At 32.3% G+C, this 20,249-nt stretch carries 21 protein-coding genes; 7 read left to right on the forward strand and 14 right to left on the reverse strand.

Going from position 1 to position 20,249, the window contains the following annotated elements:
* Positions 1-33 precede the first annotated feature (33 nt).
* The 6 genes from QZN45_RS04505 to QZN45_RS04530 all read right to left on the reverse strand — a co-directional run bounded on the left by QZN45_RS04505 (position 34) and on the right by QZN45_RS04530 (position 4,395).
* On the reverse strand, positions 34-660 hold the full coding sequence (locus QZN45_RS04505; protein ID WP_292606190.1) for an IMP cyclohydrolase: 627 nt from the start codon (positions 658-660) through the stop codon (positions 34-36).
* A 14-nt stretch (positions 661-674) separates the two neighbouring features.
* Complete coding sequence (locus QZN45_RS04510; RefSeq protein ID WP_292606131.1) at positions 675-1,085, reverse strand: biopolymer transporter ExbD; 411 nt, start codon at positions 1,083-1,085, stop codon at positions 675-677.
* A gap of 8 nt (positions 1,086-1,093) precedes the next feature.
* Positions 1,094-1,933 carry a MotA/TolQ/ExbB proton channel family protein gene (locus QZN45_RS04515; RefSeq protein ID WP_292606129.1) on the reverse strand — a complete coding sequence of 280 codons (840 nt, stop codon included), beginning with the start codon at positions 1,931-1,933 and terminating at the stop codon, positions 1,094-1,096.
* A gap of 87 nt (positions 1,934-2,020) precedes the next feature.
* Positions 2,021-2,635 (reverse strand): ribonuclease HII, encoded by a 615-nt coding sequence (gene rnhB, locus QZN45_RS04520; protein WP_292606187.1) that lies wholly within the window; start codon positions 2,633-2,635, stop codon positions 2,021-2,023.
* Positions 2,636-2,680: 45 nt separating this feature from the next.
* Positions 2,681-3,754 (reverse strand): rod shape-determining protein, encoded by a 1,074-nt coding sequence (locus QZN45_RS04525; protein ID WP_292606127.1) that lies wholly within the window; start codon positions 3,752-3,754, stop codon positions 2,681-2,683.
* A gap of 2 nt (positions 3,755-3,756) precedes the next feature.
* Positions 3,757-4,395: a hypothetical protein gene (locus tag QZN45_RS04530; protein ID WP_292606125.1), complete on the reverse strand. Its 639-nt coding sequence runs from the start codon at positions 4,393-4,395 to the stop codon at positions 3,757-3,759.
* Positions 4,396-4,800: 405 nt separating this feature from the next.
* Between QZN45_RS04530 and QZN45_RS04535 the strand changes: the two genes are divergently transcribed.
* From QZN45_RS04535 to QZN45_RS04550, 4 genes are read left to right on the forward strand one after another with little or no spacing between them, the layout of a single operon-like run.
* The gene (locus QZN45_RS04535) at positions 4,801-5,496 is read left to right on the forward strand and encodes an archaetidylserine synthase (RefSeq protein WP_292606123.1); all 696 of its coding nucleotides are present in this window, start codon (positions 4,801-4,803) and stop codon (positions 5,494-5,496) included.
* A 57-nt stretch (positions 5,497-5,553) separates the two neighbouring features.
* Positions 5,554-6,711, forward strand: a complete 1,158-nt coding sequence (locus tag QZN45_RS04540; protein WP_292606121.1) for a DUF515 domain-containing protein — start codon at positions 5,554-5,556, stop codon at positions 6,709-6,711.
* A 36-nt stretch (positions 6,712-6,747) separates the two neighbouring features.
* A complete protein-coding gene (locus QZN45_RS04545; protein ID WP_292606119.1) occupies positions 6,748-7,470 on the forward strand; it encodes a sortase in 723 nt (240 codons plus the stop codon).
* On the forward strand, positions 7,470-7,841 hold the full coding sequence (locus tag QZN45_RS04550; RefSeq protein WP_292606116.1) for a dihydroneopterin aldolase family protein: 372 nt from the start codon (positions 7,470-7,472) through the stop codon (positions 7,839-7,841). Before QZN45_RS04545 ends, QZN45_RS04550 begins: the two co-directional genes overlap by 1 nt.
* 1 nt (position 7,842) lies before the next feature.
* Here QZN45_RS04550 and mfnA read toward each other — a convergent pair whose 3' ends face one another.
* From mfnA to rplJ, 3 genes are all read right to left on the reverse strand, one after another.
* Entirely contained in the window at positions 7,843-9,000 is a 1,158-nt protein-coding gene (gene mfnA / locus QZN45_RS04555) for a tyrosine decarboxylase MfnA (RefSeq protein ID WP_292606114.1), read from the reverse strand.
* 59 nt (positions 9,001-9,059) lie between these two features.
* A complete protein-coding gene (gene ppsA, locus QZN45_RS04560) occupies positions 9,060-11,339 on the reverse strand; it encodes a phosphoenolpyruvate synthase (RefSeq protein ID WP_292606112.1) in 2,280 nt (759 codons plus the stop codon).
* Between the two features lie 153 nt (positions 11,340-11,492).
* Positions 11,493-11,975, reverse strand: a complete 483-nt coding sequence (rplJ, locus tag QZN45_RS04565; RefSeq protein WP_292606110.1) for a 50S ribosomal protein L16 — start codon at positions 11,973-11,975, stop codon at positions 11,493-11,495.
* Between the two features lie 219 nt (positions 11,976-12,194).
* On the opposite strand from rplJ, the gene QZN45_RS04570 reads away from it, so the two are divergent.
* Complete coding sequence (locus tag QZN45_RS04570) at positions 12,195-12,425, forward strand: KEOPS complex subunit Pcc1 (protein WP_292606108.1); 231 nt, start codon at positions 12,195-12,197, stop codon at positions 12,423-12,425.
* A 208-nt stretch (positions 12,426-12,633) separates the two neighbouring features.
* Positions 12,634-13,683, forward strand: coding sequence for a hypothetical protein (locus tag QZN45_RS04575; protein WP_292606106.1), 1,050 nt, complete (start codon positions 12,634-12,636; stop codon positions 13,681-13,683).
* Here QZN45_RS04575 and QZN45_RS04580 read toward each other — a convergent pair.
* Positions 13,672-14,757, reverse strand: a complete 1,086-nt coding sequence (locus tag QZN45_RS04580; RefSeq protein WP_292606104.1) for a nucleotidyltransferase family protein — start codon at positions 14,755-14,757, stop codon at positions 13,672-13,674. The genes QZN45_RS04575 and QZN45_RS04580 overlap by 12 nt on opposite strands.
* 85 nt (positions 14,758-14,842) lie before the next feature.
* Here QZN45_RS04580 and QZN45_RS04585 point away from each other — a divergent pair, with 85 nt between their 5' ends.
* Positions 14,843-16,099, forward strand: a complete 1,257-nt coding sequence (locus QZN45_RS04585) for a dihydroorotase family protein (RefSeq protein WP_292606102.1) — start codon at positions 14,843-14,845, stop codon at positions 16,097-16,099.
* A 44-nt stretch (positions 16,100-16,143) separates the two neighbouring features.
* Here the strand turns inward: QZN45_RS04585 and QZN45_RS04590 are convergent, their stop codons facing one another.
* Genes QZN45_RS04590 through QZN45_RS04605 form a run of 4 tightly spaced genes read right to left on the reverse strand, consistent with a single transcriptional unit; the run spans position 16,144 to position 20,197 of the window.
* A complete protein-coding gene (locus QZN45_RS04590) occupies positions 16,144-17,379 on the reverse strand; it encodes a 4Fe-4S binding protein (protein ID WP_292606100.1) in 1,236 nt (411 codons plus the stop codon).
* A gap of 20 nt (positions 17,380-17,399) precedes the next feature.
* Positions 17,400-18,827, reverse strand: a complete 1,428-nt coding sequence (locus QZN45_RS04595) for a Ni/Fe hydrogenase subunit alpha (RefSeq protein ID WP_296811367.1) — start codon at positions 18,825-18,827, stop codon at positions 17,400-17,402.
* Position 18,828: 1 nt separating this feature from the next.
* On the reverse strand, positions 18,829-19,755 hold the full coding sequence (locus QZN45_RS04600) for a F420-nonreducing hydrogenase (protein ID WP_292606098.1): 927 nt from the start codon (positions 19,753-19,755) through the stop codon (positions 18,829-18,831).
* Between the two features lie 16 nt (positions 19,756-19,771).
* The gene (locus QZN45_RS04605) at positions 19,772-20,197 is read right to left on the reverse strand and encodes a hydrogenase iron-sulfur subunit (protein ID WP_292606096.1); all 426 of its coding nucleotides are present in this window, start codon (positions 20,195-20,197) and stop codon (positions 19,772-19,774) included.
* Positions 20,198-20,249: the final 52 nt, after the last annotated feature.

Below are 20,249 nucleotides of genomic sequence, written 5' to 3' on the forward strand. Positions count from 1 at the left end.
TATCATCTAAAAATTAAAAAAAAATAAAAAAAATTATGGATTATAGACATCAATAGTCCATTCTCCATTAAAAACAGCCGCTCCAGAAGTTACAGGCTTTTTATAATTTGCAAAAGTACCTTCATCAAAAATAAATTTAGCAGATTCAGCAGCTGTTTTTGCATCAAATTCAACTACATCATGCACTTGACTACCATAAGTGGAAATAAATACTGCTTCCCCATAAGGAACCGCTTCAACCAATAATTTTTTATCGTTGGCAATTCCTATATAACAGCCGTATTCATCCTTCTTATTTGTTGATGTAACAACTCCAGCAATCCTTGGAGTATGGTAATCATCTTTTTCATAGTCCATAGTAAGTAAAGAATATGCAATAGCATCTTTTATGTTCATTCCCAAGGATATTTTATCAGCTATAACATCAGTATGGGCACCATTTGATACGATAGCCATATCTCTTACAATACGAATACAATTATATGTAATGTATGTATTTTCATAAATATCCTTTTCAAAACCTTCTTTCGGTACGATAGCTGCACGATTATCAAATTTCAAGCATTGCCTATTAGGAAATGACCTACTTGATACACGATATGCTACAAAAGGTTTTCCATCACTATTCATCCCAATTGATAAAATTCTTCCAGTATACATTTTCATCCCTCAATTTAAAGTTCTGGACGTTTAACAGCCACTTCTGGAGGCACACCTGGAGGTGTAGTAATCTCAATTAGACCAGGTTTGATTTTTATTTCACCTTGATCAATAACTTTTGCTTGCACTCCCACGGCTCCGCCTGCAATGGCATCCGATCTGTCTTGACCATTAACTGTAACTTTATTTAATCCTGCCACAGGCACAACATAATATTCCTGATCACCGGAAACATCAGTTACATTTGGTTTTCCTGATGCCTCTTCAGCAGCATCAGTAGCATCAGTTTGAACATCAGCTGAAAAATTACTAGTAACCACTAAAAAAATCATTATAGTAAACAATATATCAATAAATGGAACCAAATTAATACTTGGTTTTTGATCAATAACTTTCTTTTTATGTTTTCTTACATCAATTGCCATTTAAACACCTATTGTCTTAATTTACTTTCAGTAATTTCAGCATTAACATTACATTTTTCTAAAATAATATTTGAAATACTTTTATCCAACATACTCGGTTTAAAAGAAACCTTAATATTAGCATAAGGGTCTGAAATTAATCTAGTGTTAACAACACCTTCAGCTTCTTGAAGAGCTTCTAAAGCACATTCCACATTTGAATCAACTCTAACTTTAACTACAGCATAACCCCAATTAGTCATTTTGGTAGCCAGTTCAATTTTATCCATTTCAGCTTCAATTAAACCTTGAATATATGTGTGAAGTGGAAGCAATATGATTGCTACAAGCAATCCCATAATTGTGGTGGTTAATGCCACATAAATACCTTCAGCCATAGCTGCAGAGTCAGGATGAACACCTAATGATTTGAAAGTCATCCAAATACCTATAACAGTACCAATTAATCCTAAAAATGGAGCCAATTCGATAAGAGTCTTTAGAGTATTTAAACCTTTAGTCATTTTAGCTACTTCAACAATAAAAATCTGTTCCATACTCTCTTCAACTTCAGTTTTATTTTTATATCCAATTTTTAAAGTTTCAGAAATAATTCTGGAAATAGGATTTTTAAAACCATTTATTTGCTTTAAAGCTTCGACAGCACCGCCCCTTTCCATAGAAGCAGTTACAACACCGAAAATTTCAGTTGTATCAACTTTACTAATTTTCCTAAGATATGCAATTTTTCTAATAGCAATAATGAGACCATAAATACCAATGAAAAGAATTATATAAGTGATAATTCCCCCTTGAGTAAAAATATCCATCATACCATCAAAAAATGGCGAAACATATTCTATAATCATATCCATCCTCTAATTATATCATATTGAATTTTATAAAAATAAATATATTAATACATGTACTTAAATATTATTTAAAAAAATAAGATTCTATTTCATTTTTGAAACTGTTGCCCATGATTTTCTAACAAATTCGGGCATTTCATCATAAGTATAATTATTTAAAAATTTTTTAGTGGTTGGGTCTGATGGATATCCAGAACCTATTCCACCGGTTTTGATATATTCTTTATTAATTTCTGCAATTTGAGCATCTCTTTCAGCTTTTGCAATAATAGATGCAGCACTTACTTCAATATATTTATCATCTGCTTTATGCTCAGCAATTACATTCACACCAGTGGATTCGCAAAGATAATTCTGAAATCTTTCAGCCTTAACATCCACAGCATCGACAATAGCTTTTTCAGGATTTAAACGAATAATTAAATCTCTCATTGCATTCTTTTCAATATCATTAAGATTAATTCCATCGGCTCTCATTTTATCAATTTCTAATGCTGAAATGACAACAATTTCATATTCAAACATCTTTTTTAGTTTTCTTGATAAAATTGTTCTCCTATTAGGGGTCAATCTTTTTGAATCTTTTACTCCCATCCTTTCAAGAACTTTTTCCATTTTTTCGGGAATAATTACACCTGCAATAACCATAGGTCCCAAAACAGAGCCACGACCAGCTTCATCAATGCCTAAAATATCCATAAAAATCATCAAAAAAAAGTAAAAAAAAGAAATAAATAATAATATTTATTTCATAGCCCTGAGACGAACTTCAGGTTCTAATGCAAGAGGTTCTGCGGCAACAATAGCAGTACCTTTAGCAACAACTGTCATTGGATCTTCAGAAATTTCAACAGGGATAGAAATTTCATCATAAATTCTTTCTTTTAATCCACGGAGTCTGGAACTTCCACCAACTGCAACAGCATTGTTGTAAACGCCCATCATTAATTCTGGAGATAATCTTTCTAAGACCACATTTAAACCATCAACGATTTGTTGCATATAAGGCTCAACAGCATCGGCTACCAACATTGAATCAATAACAACTTTTTTAGGTCTGTTAGTTTCTAAAGATTTACCAATTACTTCAACACTTAAGTTTTCTAGTTGTTCGGAACAGTGAACCATACCAACTTCCATTTTTGCAGATTCTGCATCATGAATACCAATAGCTACATCATATTTTTCTGCGACAAGTTCCACGATTTTATTATCAATGTCATCCCCACCACATCTAACGGTTTCGATGTCATTAATACCACCAAGAGATATGATTACTATATCAGTTGATCCAGCACCAATATCAATAACCATAGTACCATTTGGCTCAGCAATAGGTAAACCTGCACCAATAGCTGCTGCCAATCCTTCACTAATAACTAAAATATTTTGAGCTCCGGCTTTTCTACCAATTTCTTCAGCAGCATTCTTTTCCACTTCAGATGCATCCCCCGGAATTCCAATAACAATTCTTCCAACACTTTCACCCTCATTAATACCAATCTGCATTGCTTTAATGAGTAATGCTTGTGCTTGAACAACATTTTCAATAACACCTTTTTTCAAAGGTCTTACTGCAAGTATATCTTCAGGAGTTCTACCAAGCATTCTTTTAGCTTCTTCCCCTACAGCTAACACTTCAGATGGATCATCTTTTTTTACTGCAACAACAGAAGGTATTTGATATAAATCAAATTTATCCCCAGAAGGTTTTGCAATAACAGTGTTTAAAGTTCCTAAATCTATTCCTAAACTATTGCTAATAACTTTAGTATTAGTAACTTGTGGTTCTTCCTCATCCTTTCCAAAAATATTCATGATTAATCCTCCGTTACAATATCTTTAAAATCTATAACGAAAATCTTATTTGATGTAGCGATACTTTGAACCTTTTTTACAAAGATTTCTTCATCTACTGAAATTAAAATTGTTGATAAAACAACTTCATTAGCATTGTAAAATGGTTTCAAAGCAGATTTGATGAAGTTTGGTAATTTAACTTCATTACTTATGTCTATATTAATGAAATTAGTAGTCTGTGATTCTTGCAATATGGCGAAGGAAACCTTTGATTTTTCAATGATTGATACTGCATTCCTAATTACATCATCAGGAGCTATAAAAACCATCAAATTAGGTTCTTCAACTAAATATTTACGAGGGATGGCAATAACTGCTCCCCCTTTGTTTTTAGTTTCATTTTTAAAATCATTTATAATGATTGAATTGCCATAAACCATGATAAAATCAAATTTTTTATCTAATTTACCTTCTTTTAAAATAACATGTTCTCTGAACAATATTTTAACATTGTGATTTGAAGCGATAGCCTTATAAGCCATTGCATCGATTAACTCAGCACTGCCTGCAATAATACACCAACTTTTTTCTATTTTATAAGAACTATCATTGGTTATTCTTGCAGCTTGTCTAAGAACACGTATATTATCTTCAATCATTTAACTACTCACATTACATTAATTTAATTTCATTAACTTTAAAAATAATTGGTAATATTCAAAAACAATTAAAATTAATCATTTAAAATATTAGCAATATCACTCTCTTTAAAGTCTAACAATTAATATTTTTTTATATTATTATTATATATATTTTGTTGTTTAAGGTTATTTTATAAAATAATAAATAAATTTCAATTTTTAAAAGTTTTCTAAGTGAAATCAATATTTAAAATAGAAAAAAATAATTTATTTTTAATTAAATTTAAAAACAATAGGTAAACTATGTAAAACAATAAAAAATAATACTTATTAATAACTAAAAATAAATATAGATAATAATAAAACGATTTACAAGATAAAATTAATAAGATATGAGATGAAAAGTATTACTGGAGTCAAAACATGGAAATTGAAAGAACCAATATTCAAAATTTTATTGCAATATCCGACATTATTTCATTATTAAATATGAGTTCGGGGTTTTTATCCATAATATGCTCAATAAATCATAATTTTGAACTATCAGCAATTCTGATGATTATTGCAATTATATTTGACTCCATAGATGGTTGGGTAGCCAGAAAAGCGAATAGAGATGACAGTTTAGGTTTTGGAAAAAATATTGATTCCTTATCTGATATCATATCATTTGGTGTTGCACCTGCAGTATTTCTCTATACTTCCCTAAACACCGCATCAATACCATTACAATTAATAGCAATACTTGTTAGCTTATTAATCGTTATTTGTGGAGTTTTGAGATTAACTAGATACAATGTAATAGCAGACCACATTAAAACAAGCGGATTTATTGGTTTTCCAATTCCAGGAATATCCTTTATAATTGCCACATTGTATTTAAGTGGATTATATAACAATTATTTGGCATTATTGTTAGCTACAATCGTGTCAATTCTAATGATTAGCAATGTCAAATATCCCAAATTCTCAAACATGCCAGCAATTATAATATCTTGCATACTAATCGTATTAATCATACTTCCAATTCCAACAACAGCATATGGCGTTAACATACCTGCGTTAATCCTATTATTATTCTGCTTATACTACCTCATTATTAATTTAATTAAAAAATGAGACCCGTTTACTCCTATTAATTAAATTAACCATCAAAATTAAAAAGGAGTATTTAAAATGAATAATAAAAAACCAAGAGATCCATTTAATTCAGACGGTTTTGAAAAAACAGAACTAGATGAACTTTTACCAAAACCAAAGCCGAAAGAAGATGATGAATTATCACTATTAAAAAAGTTTAATCACAAACTTGGAGTTTATTTAAACCCCAGTGATACAGATATAACTGAAAATGAAAAACGAAGAAAAATAGGAGTTATAATAACAATTTTAATATTTTTAACTTTGATAATTTCATCATACTATTTTTTAATATACGAACCTGGACAGAAAGAATTATCATTAGAAAAAACAACTAAACTGAATGAACTTCATGAATTATATACAGGAGCGCTAGCAGCATCACCCAATGAAATGGCTCTAGAAAATAAGATTGAAAATGGAAAAAGCAATTCAGAAGTTGAGATGATAGATATTATTAATCCAGCCACAAAAGATTGGAAATCGTATCATCAAAAATCTATAAAATCCAACATAGATAAATATAATCGAACAATGGCAGTTTATTCAAATGAAAGTAAAAACGTGATAATGTCACAAAATGAAGCAATAAAAATCGTCAATGATAATGATGCAAGAATTTTATCAAAAATCAAATTTGAAAAGCCAAATACCGTATCTGTTCCAGTATTGGTTTCAAGGCTTCAAGCAGGAGCAGGACTGGTGAATGTTGGAAGCATTGTAGATATATATTCAAACTTGAACGAAAGTGGCGAAAATTTTAGCTCAAACAATACAAATCCAGACATCAGCGGATGTACTGTTTTATCGATAATGAGATACGAAGAAAACGGAGAAGTGGATTCCGAATATTCAAAATCAAAAATGAATGTCCACGGAAATGTCACAAATCCACAGGAAAATTCCAAAAAATTTTCTTCAAATGTATTGGAAATGATAAAAGGCAGCATAATGAACGGATATGACGAAAAAGAAACATTTGAAATGTTAAAAAATTATGGAGTAAAACTATCAAACTATGAAAGGCAAATAAACTTGGGCGATTTAGATGCACAATATATGCTTTTAATTGAAACACCTCAAGACAAAGTGAACTTCATGCTAAACAATATGGACAACATCGTATTAACTATTCCTACAACAAATGCACCTGATTGGATGGTGAATGAAATAAGTTCAACATATGAAAATTAAAAAATATTATTAATCAGATATAACAAAAGTGATATTATGAAACGACCAAGTATCATGACAATAGTTGTTATTATTTGTATAATAATAATTGGAATGTATGCAATGGGAGAAGTGAATTATTTTGCATCCAAAATAGTTGTTGAAAGGAATGTTGAATCCCCAACCGTTGTCATACCTTCAATCGGAGTTCAGGAAAAAATCAATAATGTATCCCTTAACCAAGGTGTTTTTCATGAATTAGACTCTTATAACCCCGATGTTGGAGATGTTCTGATATTCGGACATAGAACGCTCCAAGGTTCGCCGTTTTTAAGACTTAATGAAATACATAACGGAGATTCATTTTTACTTGAATGGCCTGGAATTGGAGAATTGAAATATAATGTAATTGATACAACCATCGTTCCAGCATCATACGAGCTTAATGCACAGGAAGGTGGAAAGAATGTTTATCTAATTACATGCGATCCAATTGGTTCAACCGAGAATAGATTAATTGTCAAAGGAGAATTAGTTGATACACAACCAATCAATACAGCAATTATAAATAGTAATCCTCAAGAATCAAATGCACTATTTATAACAGCAATATTCTTAGTTGTTGGTCTTATATTTAGCTTTTTCTATCCTAAAGACAATAGAGCATATATTTTAGCTACAGTCCTGATTATCACGGCTATATTAGCATTTTGTTGTATTCATCCGATACCTTCGGAGCTAATATATGATAAAATAATATTCCTAAATGGAGGATTATGATGGACGTGGATGAAAAATATTTTTCCAATATAACAAAAAGGGAAAGAGCAATATTTGAAGGTGCAATAAGTATGGGAGCGCTATTCCACCAATTTGTGGGAACTCCCGTCAATCAACAGTCAAAAGGTAGTTTAGAAAGAAGTATGGAAGAATCACTAAAGCTACAGCCTGCAATCGAAGATGTGCAAGTTAAAATTAGATTTGATAAATTAGAAGAATCAATGACTGAATTCGATTATACTTCACTTACCGGAGATATGTTGGATGTTAAAATATTTACAAAAGTGGATAATGTTAAAGCAACCATAAGAATTGAATTCATTGAAGAGCTAAATTACCCATTGATGTATGTAGAAAATATTGAAGAATAAGTTAGTAGATTTTCTCCAAATCTTCTAACAATTTTTTTAAATGACTTTTTTTAATATGATTCATCAATACAACACGAATTGCAATAGGACATTTTGCAACAGAAACTTTCCATCCCAATTTATCCAATTTTTCTGCAAATTGATGGGCTTCAATTTGAGGATGATTGAATGCGACAATATTTAATTCCGGCTCGCATACCACATCATAACCGATTTTTTCCAAACCATTTTTAAAAAAGTGAGTATTATCCATTAAATTTTGAGCTATTTTAGAATATCCTTTTTTACCGAAATACTTCATAATTGCATAAGTTGCTGCAGAAGATGCACCCAAACGTGTTCCAACAATTGTAGATTGAGTTTTTACAGTTAAATATGGAGAATCTACTGCCATAACCTGCAAATATTCCTCTTTTCTAAAGATAATTCCGCCAGCAGGAATAGGTGCAAGACCCATCTTATGAGGGTCAACAGTGATAGAACAAACTCCCTCAAGGGAAAAGTCAAAAACCGGCAAATCATAACCCGCTTCTTTTAAAAAGGGAATTGAAAATCCTCCAAATGCTGCATCAACATGAAAATAAATGTTATTTTCATGAGCAATTTTGGAAATCTCACCAATAGGATCAATTAAACCCAATTCAGTTGTTCCTGCAATAGCAACAATAGCCACAGTTTTATCAGAAATAGAATTTTTAACTGATTCAACATCAATTTTATAATAATCATCTAGTTCAGCTTCAACAATTTTTAAATTAAGCATATCGGCAGCTTTTTTAAAAGAAAAATGAGCAGAACTTGGAATGATAATTTCACCATCAACAATGCCTTTATACTTCCGTGCATGATTCCTGGCAGCACGAATTGCCATCAGATTAGCTTCAGTACCTCCAGTAACAATATTACCGTAAGCATTGTCAAGAGACAATAAGTCCCCAATAGATGCTATTACTTTCTCTTCAATAAGTTTAGTTCCTTTAAATAAACCTGGATCTCCAAGATTAGTATCTAAAAATTTGCAGTAAACCTCTTTTGCAAAAGGATGTGCTTCAGTGCACATGGAACCTAAAATTCTGCCATCAGAATAATTATAGTCTAATTTATGGATTTCAGACAATTCGTCTAAAATAATTTTTTCATCTATTGGTTCATCTTGCATAAAATACCCTAATTTAAAAATAATTAATAAAAATAAAAATAAAAAAAGAAAGAATAAAATTATTCTAAACGTTTACGGGCAGCGTCAAGAATAATTTTTTGTTCAGCTCTAGCAACAGTTTTTCTCACATCAGCAATAGCGTCAGTATTGGATGATACACTTGTAATTCCAAATCCAACAAGTTTTTCAACAATGTGAGGTACACTACCTGCTTGACCACAGATACTACATTTAACACCAGCTTCAGCACATTTTCTAATTGTTCTTTCAATTAGTTTCATTACTGCAGGGTGTTCTTCAGAGTAGTGTTTAGCAACGAATTCATTGTTTCTGTCAACTGCAAGAGTGTATTGAGTTAAATCATTAGTTCCTAAACTTACAAAGTCAATTCCAACTTTAATATACTCATCAATCATTATTGCTGCTGCTGGAATTTCAACCATCATTCCAAACTCAACATCTTTATGAGGTTCAAGACCTACTTCAGAACATAAAGCCTTAGCTTGCACTAATTCTGCAGGACTTTGAGATAATGGAATCATAATTCCAATATTAGTATAACCTTTCTCATGTAACTTTTTAATAGCTTTGAATTCACATTTAAGAATTTCAGGTTGATCTAATTCTCTTCTAATTCCTCTCCAACCAAGCATTGGGTTGTGTTCTCTAGGTTCGTTTTCTCCACCTTCCAAAGTAATGAATTCATCAGTTGGAGCATCTAAAGTTCTGTACCATACTGGTTTTGGATAGAATGCATCTGCTACAATTTGAACATTTTCTGCAATAGTGTCTATTAATTCATCTTCATTATCATCAGCGATGAATTTACCAGGGTGAATACCTGATGTTAACATCAAGTGTTCAGTTCTTAAGAGTCCGACACCATCCGCACCAGTAGCAGCTGCTTTTTCTGCAGCTTCAGGCATACTTACATTAGCTTTTACTTCAGTAACAGTAATAATTGGAGCTGCTTCTACATTGGATGCTACCGGAGCAGCTTCTTCTTTAGTTTCTGAAATTCCTTCAAATACTAAACCTTTTTTACCATCTAATGTTACACCAGAGTTTTCTTCTAAAGTAGTTGTAGCACTACCAGTACCTACAACACAAGGAATTCCAAGTTCACGGGAAATAATTGATGCATGGCAGGTTACTCCACCTTCATCAGTTACAATACCACTAGCTCTTCTCATAGCAGGAACCATGTCCGGAGTAGTCATGGTTGTAACCATTATGTCCCCATCTTTAATTTTATCTAATTCATCAATATCTAAAACAATTTTTACTTTACCGGAAGCCATACCTGGGCTTGCACCGAGACCTCTAACAAGAACATCACCTAAATCAGAAGATTCATCACTGTCTTGATCTACTTCAGCATCTCCCAAAGTAGTGATTGGTCTAGCTTGCAATAGGAATAAACTGCCTCTTTCAAATGCCCATTCAGTATCCATTGGCTCACCGTAATGAGCTTGAACTCTTTTACCCATTTCAGTTAATTGAATGAGTTCTGAATCAGATAATACTCTTTCGTTTCTTTTTTCTTCAGGAACATCTACTTTTACACTAGTACCGTCCTCATCATTAGTGTACATTACTTTTTTATCACTGATTGTTACATTGATAATTTCATTGTTCTTTTTGTCAACTTGATAATTGTCAGGAGTCACATCACCGGAAACTACTGCTTCACCAAGTCCCCATGATCCTTCAATTAAAGCAATTTCCTCACCAGTGGATGGATTTACAGTAAACATTACTCCTGCTTTATCTGCATTTGCCATTTTTTGAACAACTACTGCAATAAATACTTTGGAGTGTTCAAAATTATTTTCTTCTCTGTAGAAAATTGCTCTTGCTTCAAATAAAGAAGCCCAACATTTTCTGATGTAGTCAATTACTTCATCATTTCCGGAAACATGTAAGAAGGTATCTTGTTGACCTGCAAATGAAGCTTCAGGTAAATCTTCTGCAGTAGCGGAAGAACGAATAGCTACATCAGTATCATCTTCTCCAACTCTTTGACATAATTGATTGTATGCTTCAAGAATTAATACAATCATATCTTCTGGAATAGGGGTTTCATTAATGATTGTTTTGATTTCTTCAGCAGCTGCCTGAAGTGCTTTTGTATCATTAATGTCAATTTTTTCAAGAATACTCATGACTTGACCATTAATTCCAGAGTCTTCCATAAATTTTTCATAAGCTTGAGCAGTTACTACAAAACCAGGCGGTACTGGAATACCCGCTTGAGTTAATTCACCCAAATTAGCACCTTTTCCACCTGCAATCCCAATATCAGATTTATTTAAATCCTCAAATTTTACAACATACATGAAATATAACCTCTTGGATTAAAAATATATTACATTGACAATAGTTAAATAGCCAACATTATATCTATATTTAATTTTTAATGTTTAAATATTTAATGAAAATTAGAAAAAATGATAATAAAAAAAAAGTAGAAAAAAAGTTAGTTAAAAAATCTATTTAACTAAATCTTGACCTTTGTCGACAACAATTTTACATGGAACTGGTAATTTCATACCTGCTCTTTTTAATGCAAGTTTAGCGTCTTCAAAGTTCTTTTCTTGACAGTCGATAGTGATGATTCTTTGATCTTTTTTAACGATAGCTTCAACACTAATAGGTTTACCGAAAGCGTTTCTCATACCACTTTGTACCCTATCTGCACCTGCACCAGTTGCCATTGGGTTTTCCCTTACAATTTGGTGAGGGTAGACTCTTAATTTTAAGTGGTAACCCATTCTACCAGCAGCTCTTTGCATTAATCTGTTAGAAGCAATCCTTGCAGCTTCTAAAGAATTATGTCTAATTTGAGCTGGTTTTTTAACAGCTAAACTTAATGACACTGGGAATTCATCTTTTAAGTTTCCCATATCATATTGTACAATTCTTGAATTTGGGGTTTTTCTAATATAATCTCTTCTAGTATAAGCACGAACCATTATTATTCCTCCGAAATAAAAATAACATGTTAAACATGTTTTATTAAAAGAATAGCTATGAATAACGAATTTTTGAAATAGCTATATAAAAATTATATATCGTAATATAATAGAATACTTAAATATATTAATTTAGTTATTAATAAAGGTTACCATATTTTCGAAGTTTAATGATAAAATTATATAATGGCAAATAACATATTTATTTATAGTGACATTATGAAAATATCAGGAAATATTACATTTAATTTTAAAAATGAAAAAGATGCAAAACTCATATATGATTCTTTAGAAGTAGACAATGAAAATTATCTCGAATCTGAAATAGAAGGCAATGAAATCAACTATAAAATTACTTCAAAAAGTCTAGGAAGTTTTTTAACAACTGCAGACGATTTAATAGCATCTGAAATTGTATCTGAAAAAATAATTGAAAATACAAAAAATTAATTTTTAAAATTATTTTAACTTATAAAACATATATAATTGATTTTAATAATTTTCAAATAAAAATATGAATATTCATATACTAATTTTATAAAAATAAAAACAATTGTAAAGAAAAATTTATAAAAAAAAGTTTAAAATAGCAAGTTTTATATAAATAAAAAAAAATATATTAAATTATTATTAAATTAAATTGAGAGAGTGTTTTAATATGGCATGTCATTATCATCCAGAAAGAGAAAGTACAGATATATGTGCAATTTGTGGAAAGCCAATCTGTAAAGAATGTGGTTTAGAAATTGCAGGAAAAATTTATTGTAAAGACTGCTTACAGAAAATTGTAGGAGTCGGAATAGAAAACAACGCTGAACCTGTTGAAGAACCACAAGTTGAAAATGTTTACAATACTCAAGAAGAAGTCATATATGATTCTGAAGAATCTATTACCCAAGAATACGGAATCGCTGATGATTCCCCATACAACATAAGAGACAATATCGAGTATTCAGGAGGTTTGGAATCATCTTATTTATATGAAACCGAAGAACCTCAACAAGTTGTTCAAAATGAAGTAGAATATGTGCAAGAACCAGCACAAACCCAACAAGTTGCACAAGAAGAATATTATGCACAAGAACCAACACAAATCCAACAAGTCGTTGAAAATGAAGCTGAATACTATGCACAAGAACCAGCAAAAACCCAACAAGTTGCACAAGAAGAATACATTTACCCAGACCATTCTTTTGAACCGCAAACAACTAGCGCAAGAATGGACTTAGAAGACAAATACGAAAAATATTTGGATGATTTGTACTTTGATGAAAAAGAAGTTCCTCTAGAAGAACAGCTTGCAAAGGACGAAGAACAATTTGGATCATTAACCAGAAGACCATATAAACCTAGTGAGACACCTGCTCAAGAGCAAAAAAGAGCAAGATCCGAAACTCCTGAAGAAATGGAAGCAAGAATTAGAGCAGAAATACTAAAAGAACAAGGTATTGAACCTGAAAAAGGTAAAAAAGATAAAAAAATTAGAGAATCCAATGAGAATATTCACAACCTAAATTACCAAGAAGAAAAAGAATCAATGGGTGCTGTTGACATATTACTAACCATTGTTTTAGTCATTGTGATTTTAATTGTTATTTACTATCTCGTTTACCTGTTCGTATTACATTCTACATATCCAACATTTATGGATGCACTTTATGGACTTAAAAATCCACAGAATGTTATTAACAGTGCTCTAAGCAAATAATGAAATATTTTCATTATTTACTTTTTGTTTAAAACTTTCCAAACACTCTTCATTTTTATATCCTAAAATCCGGATATTTGATGGGTACCTGTCAATATATTCGGAAATATCACTTTTTTTTATTGGATTTTCCATAATACTTAAAACACGCTCTTTAAAATGAGTTGAAAATCCCTGAAGGATTGAGTTTTTTAATTCATCGACATTGTCATAAAACCTATTATCGACAATGTTTTTTGCTAATTTTTCATTAAATAGATTTAAGTTAACCAATTCATCATAATCAAAATTATTTGCAGTATTTAAAATTGAATCCTCATCACGAATCCCATAAATAATCGAATCATTTTCAATGGCATCCCTTAATACATCAATAGTCTTTTGAGGCATCATATCCAAGACATCAGTAAAATTATCTTCCAAAATACTTTGCCTTATTAATGTGCCGCTTACGCCTCCGATTCTTTCTACAAATAAAAATTTATCTTTAAAATCAAAACCTATTTTTGACAGGGAATTCGCAAAAGAAGCGATTACATAATTATCTTCTTCAAGTTTATCCTTTAAAAGAATTTCACCAGTTGTTTTATCAACGATTTTATAAGGTTTTGGAGCAATATGATGTCCCATATTGATTCTTTTTAAAATTTCATCAAAGCCATCAACTTTCTTATAACCTCTTGGAATATGAGATGTGTTTAATGCCTTAAACATTTTACAAAGACATAACGAATACTGACCTGAACCCATAATTCCCATAGGAGGTCCTTCAACAACAATATCTGCACCTACAGAGATTGCAATTTCAGATCTGAGTTCTCTTGGAAGTATGTATGGAATGCCCCTACCACTTCTTTCAAATAATCCCGGCACAATAGCAACAAATAATGAATCGGGAAAATGTTGCTTTGCAGTTTTCATGCAATGAAAATGACCGTTATGCAACGGATTATATTCTGTAAAATCAGCTACTAAATTAATATCTGAAGAAGTACTGGAAACCTCATATTCGCTTTCCAAATCATTGAAAAACAATTCCATATCTCTTTTAAGAATTGATGAAACTTGAGTCATATATTAAAATATTTACTTTAAATTAAAAAAAATTTATGTTCAATTAATAATATAATATTAATTATAATATATCAGGAGTCAAAATATGGATTTAGTTATAAAGAATTGCAGATTTGTAGATAAGCCAGGAGAATTTTACATTAAAGTTGATGAAGGAAAAATAGTTGATATTTCAAAAACACCTATTAAAGCAGATGAAATCATAGACATTAAAAACAATTATATTCTTCCAGGTTTTATTGACCCCCACATACATTTCAGAGATCCTGGCCTGACTCAAAAAGAAAATTTTAAAACAGGCAGCTTAAGTGCTGCAAATGGAGGATTTACAACAGTATTTGACATGCCAAATACACTGCCTAAAACAAACACTTACAAGGCACTTAAAGAAAAAATTAAAATCGCTGAATCTAAATCCGTTGTAAATTTTGAACTTCTAGTTGGAACAAATACCCTTGAAGAAATGGAAAAAATGATGAAACTTAATCCGATTGCATTTAAGATATTTATGGACTTGGAAAGTGATGAAAGTTTAGAAGAAAATTTCCATAATCTGTCAATATTAAAAGAAAAAACCAATTATAATGGGATTGTAGCGACCCATTGTGAAAAAAAATCCATTGTTGAAAAAGAAACTTCAAGGCTAAAAGAAAAAGACGAAAATGAAGCAATTGACTACAGTTATGCAAGACCGGGCATGTCAGAAGACGAATCTGTAAAGCAAGCTATTGAACTTGCAAGGGCGAATAATTTATCTTTACATATATGCCATTTAAGCTCAAGGAAATCCCTAAGTCTTGCAAAAAATGCAAGTAAAAAGCAAGCAGTAAGTTGGGAATTTACACCACACCATTTATTACTAGATAATTCAGCATACAATATATATGACACATTCATAAAAACTAATCCACCACTTAGAGAAAAAGAAGACAGTATAAACATCGGCGATTTAGATGAAACTTCAATTATTGGAACAGACCACGCACCTCACACAATGGAAGACAAGCAAAAAGGTGTTTGGAATTCATCACCAGGAATACCAAACTTAGAAACCGTAGTGCCACTGCTTTTAACCGAAGTGAATAAAGGAAATATAGATTTAAAAATAATACCAAAAATCTTTTCCGAGAATGCATCAAAAATATACGGTCTTGAAAATAAAGGCAGAATAGCTATTGGAAATGATGCAGATTTTACAGTAATTGATTTGAAAAGAGAAGGCACATTCAATATTGAAGAATTTGAAACAAAAGCAGAATACTCCCCATTTGACGGTTTAGATTACATTGGAATGCCAATAATGACAATTGTCAAAGGAAAAACAGTAATGAATAAAATTTAACTAATTTTTAAAAAAAAGAAAATAAAAAAGGTGTGTTTTCACACCTATTTATAACATAATGCGTCTTCTGGACATGCTTCCATACATTGACCACATAAAGTACAGAATCCTGCAATTGGTAATTTAGGATTATCTGTTTTATGAAGCATATCGTATGGACATGCGTCGATACAGTCACCACATTGGTCACATTTAGATGGGTTGAATGAAATCCTATCTCTGGTTACAGGTTCACCATCAATAGTTACTTCGTATTGTTCAACTTTTAATGCATCGTTAGAACAAACTGAAGCACAAGCTCCACATCTAATACAACTAGTGAAAGATGGTTCAGCATCAGTTTCTACTAAAGCTGGGCAGGACATACCAGTTTTGGTAACTACACGGATAGCTTCAGTAGGACATTTGTTAGCACATGCACCAATGAAATCACATTTTTCTACATCTCTTCCGATACCTTCTGCATCTACAGGTGCACCTTCACCCCATTCTACATCAATTTCTAATGCATCAACAGGACAAAGTTTTACACATAAACCACATGCAGCACATACGCTAGGAATTGCTACTGTTAAGCTAGCACTGTTAGCAGCAATGAAATCACCAGGACATGCTTCTACACAGGTGTTACAACCGATACATTTAGCGGAATCGAAAGTGAAAGATTTAATTTCTTTAGAACGTTTGACTGGTATTTTTTCAGCAATGAATATTGCATTCCAAGGACAGGTTTGTGAACATAAACCACATCTAATACAGTCATCGTTTACAGTAACAGGACTTCCAACTTCTTCGAGAGTAATTGCGCTTACAGGACAAGGTTCTACACAAGTTCCACATCCAACACAATCTTTGATGTAAACAGGACCTTTTCCATTGAGATCTAACTCATATTCAGCAGGTTCTTTAACACCCGGAATTCCAATTACATCAACTGGGCAAATGTCAACACATTTTTGACACATTACACAGAAACCTTCAACTTCTTTTAATTTTTCACCAGTGACATTAATTGTTTCTTGTGGGCAAACTTCTTCACATTTACCACAGGAATCACATAATATAGAGTTGAATACTAATCTTTTTTGAGTTACTCCTTCAGTAACTTCATAATCTTCAACTTTTAATGCACCTTGTGGACAAACGTCAGCACATTTTGGTTCTTCACCACAAGTATCACAGTGAATAATAGAGCTAGGTGTTACCTCAATAGCTGATGTAGGGCAAGTACCTTCACAAGCACCACATTTTATACAGCCATCTTCATTAAATACTATCATTTATAAAAACCCCCTTAAATTTAGAATTTTTTAATGAGGTTTCCTTCACTGTCTACAATATCTACTTCAGCTAATCTCATTTGACTATCCATTGAGTGGGTAGCACAAGATAAACATGGATCGTAAGCTCTGATAACCATTTCCATTAAGTTGAAAATGCTGTCATCTACTTCTACACCAGGTTTGATGTAATCTTTAGCAACTTGGTGAATACCCATTTCCATAGCTGGGTTGTTTTGGATTGTAGCTACAACAATGTTAGCGTAATTACATAATCCATTATCATCAGATTCGTAATGGTGGATTAAAGTACCACGAGGTGCTTCTACAATACCTACACCTTTACCTTCAGTTCTTTCTAATTCATCTGGGAATTTTTGACCAGATAAATCTTCTTCTAATGCGTTAGCAGCACATTCAGCAGATGCTAATAACTCAATGAGTCTTGCATAGTTGAATAATAATGGTGCTTGAGCATATCCGAAAGCGTCACGGAAGTCTTTAAGAGCTTCTTGAGCGAGAGGTGCTTCTTTAGGCATTTGGTCACAGACGTTAATCCTAGATAATGGTGCTACTCTGTAAATACCTTCTGGGTATCCCATTTCTTTAATGTATGGGAATTTTAACCAGGAGTAAGGTTTTACGTGTTCTGCAACATAGTCAGTATACTCTTCGTTTCTGTATTCGAACATGTCGCTTCCATCTTTGTCTTTGAATCTAATGTTACCATTATATACATCCCAAGTTCCGTCAGGTTTTACAGTACCACAGTGTCTAGTGTCACCGAAGTTACCTAATGAAGAGATTAAGTCAATGTTTTCTTCAAATACTGGAATAGCTAAGTCTAAAGTAGCTTGTGCTAATTCTACATTTTGTTTAGCTCTTTCGAGTAAATCTTTTTGAGTATCAGCATCTAATTCAGTAGAGATACCACCAGGAGTGGATGAAGTAGGGTGAATAGGACGACCACCTATTTTTCTAACCATTTCTAATCCGTTTCTTCTGATGTTAATAGCTTGAAGTGCAACTTCAGGCATGTCTTTAATTATTTGGAAAACATTTCTAGTTTTTCTGGTTCCGTTAGGAATGATTAAATCTGGTGCAGCTAAGAAGTAGAAATGAAGTGCGTGGGAGTGCATGTATGAACCCCAGTTCATAATTTCTCTCATTCTGTAAGCAGCAGGTAAGATTTCGTAATCATCAAAACCAAAGATTTGGTCAACTGCTTTAGCAGCTGCTAAGTGGTGTTGTACATCACAAATACCACAGATTCTTGGTACGATTCTTGCTAATTCTTCAACAGGACGACCGGTTAAGAATTTTTCGAATCCTCTGAATTCCATAACGTGTAATCTTGTTTCTTCTACATTTCCTGCATCGTCAAGATGTACGGTAATTTTAGCGTGTCCTTCAATACGAGTAACAGGCTCCATAGTAAGTTTAACCATTTTATTCTCCTCCTTTCTGCATTTTCATAGGTACTAAAGCTGCAGCTAATGTGTAAGTATAGAATGTACCTACAATATCATCTAATTGATCTGCGACAGTTTCAGGATCTACAGTTTTATCTTCGTTTACACCGTAGTCAGATGCAATCGCACTGATCATTTTTGCTCCTTGATCTAATACTTTAGCAGTAGGACCGTAACATCCTCTACATTGGATACCAATGGAAGGACATTCTGCACCACATAAGGATACAGTTGCAGGACCCATACATACTAAACCTTGGGTAATTAAACATAAATCTGGTTCAGGAGCTCCTAATTCAAATTGTCTTTTAATGAAGTCCATAGCTAAACCAGCAGGTGGTTTTTCTCTAGGACATACTTCACAAAGGTTAGTTGAAGGTAATTCGATAGTTTCTCCTCTTAATAATGTTAAGATAGCTTCTGCTACAACATCTGAACGAGGTGGGCAACCTGGAATCATTAAATCAATGTCCATACATTCACTTAATGGTCTTACTCTGCTTTCGAGATGAGGTACATCTTCGTTAGGAATAATTCCATCAGGGTTTACAGTAGATACTGAGTTAATGTATGCTTCTTGTTCTAATTCTTCAACAGTCCATAAGTTTCCAAGACCTGGAATACCACCGTAACATGAACAAGTTCCGTAACAAATTACCATGTTAGCTTTTTCATTTAACATTTCAGCTAATTCTCTGTTTTCATCGTTTCTGATTCCACCTTCGACAATAATGATATCTAAATCTGGTACTTCATCATATTTAGTATCCATGAGCACAGGGGAAAATTCAAAATCTGCAAATTCCATTACATCAATTAATGATTCGTGGAAATCCGCAATGGATAAGTGGCAACCGGAACATCCGCCTAACCACATAGTTCCTATTTTAACTTTATCTGCCATATTAAACTCCTCCAATTTATCTTTCAGCATCTAATTGTTCTTTTAATGGAGCTGGACCTAATTCTTTGATTCTGTTAACCATCATTTTAACAGATTCAGAGAATTTTTCACCTTCGGATGCAGAAATCCAATCGTGGTGAACTCTTTCTTTTCCAATTCCCATATCTTCGACTAATTTATAAATTAATCTCATTCTACGATCTAATTTGTAGTTACCAGCATCATAGTGGCAGTCACCCATGTGACATCCAGCTACAAATACCCCATCAGCACCTTCTTGGAATGCTTTTAAAACAAATTGTGGGTCAATTCTTCCAGAACACATTACACGAATAACTCTAATATTCGGTGGGTATTGCATCCTTGCAGTACCTGCTGTGTCTGCTCCTCCATAGGAACACCAGTTGCAACAAAACATTACAATTTTTACATCATCAGCCATAGAGTTTCTCCTCCTCTATAAAATATTTTTTACAATTTTGAAAAACTTTTGT

It is taken from the genome of uncultured Methanobrevibacter sp., from assembly GCF_900314695.1.
Lineage (GTDB): Archaea > Methanobacteriota > Methanobacteria > Methanobacteriales > Methanobacteriaceae > Methanocatella.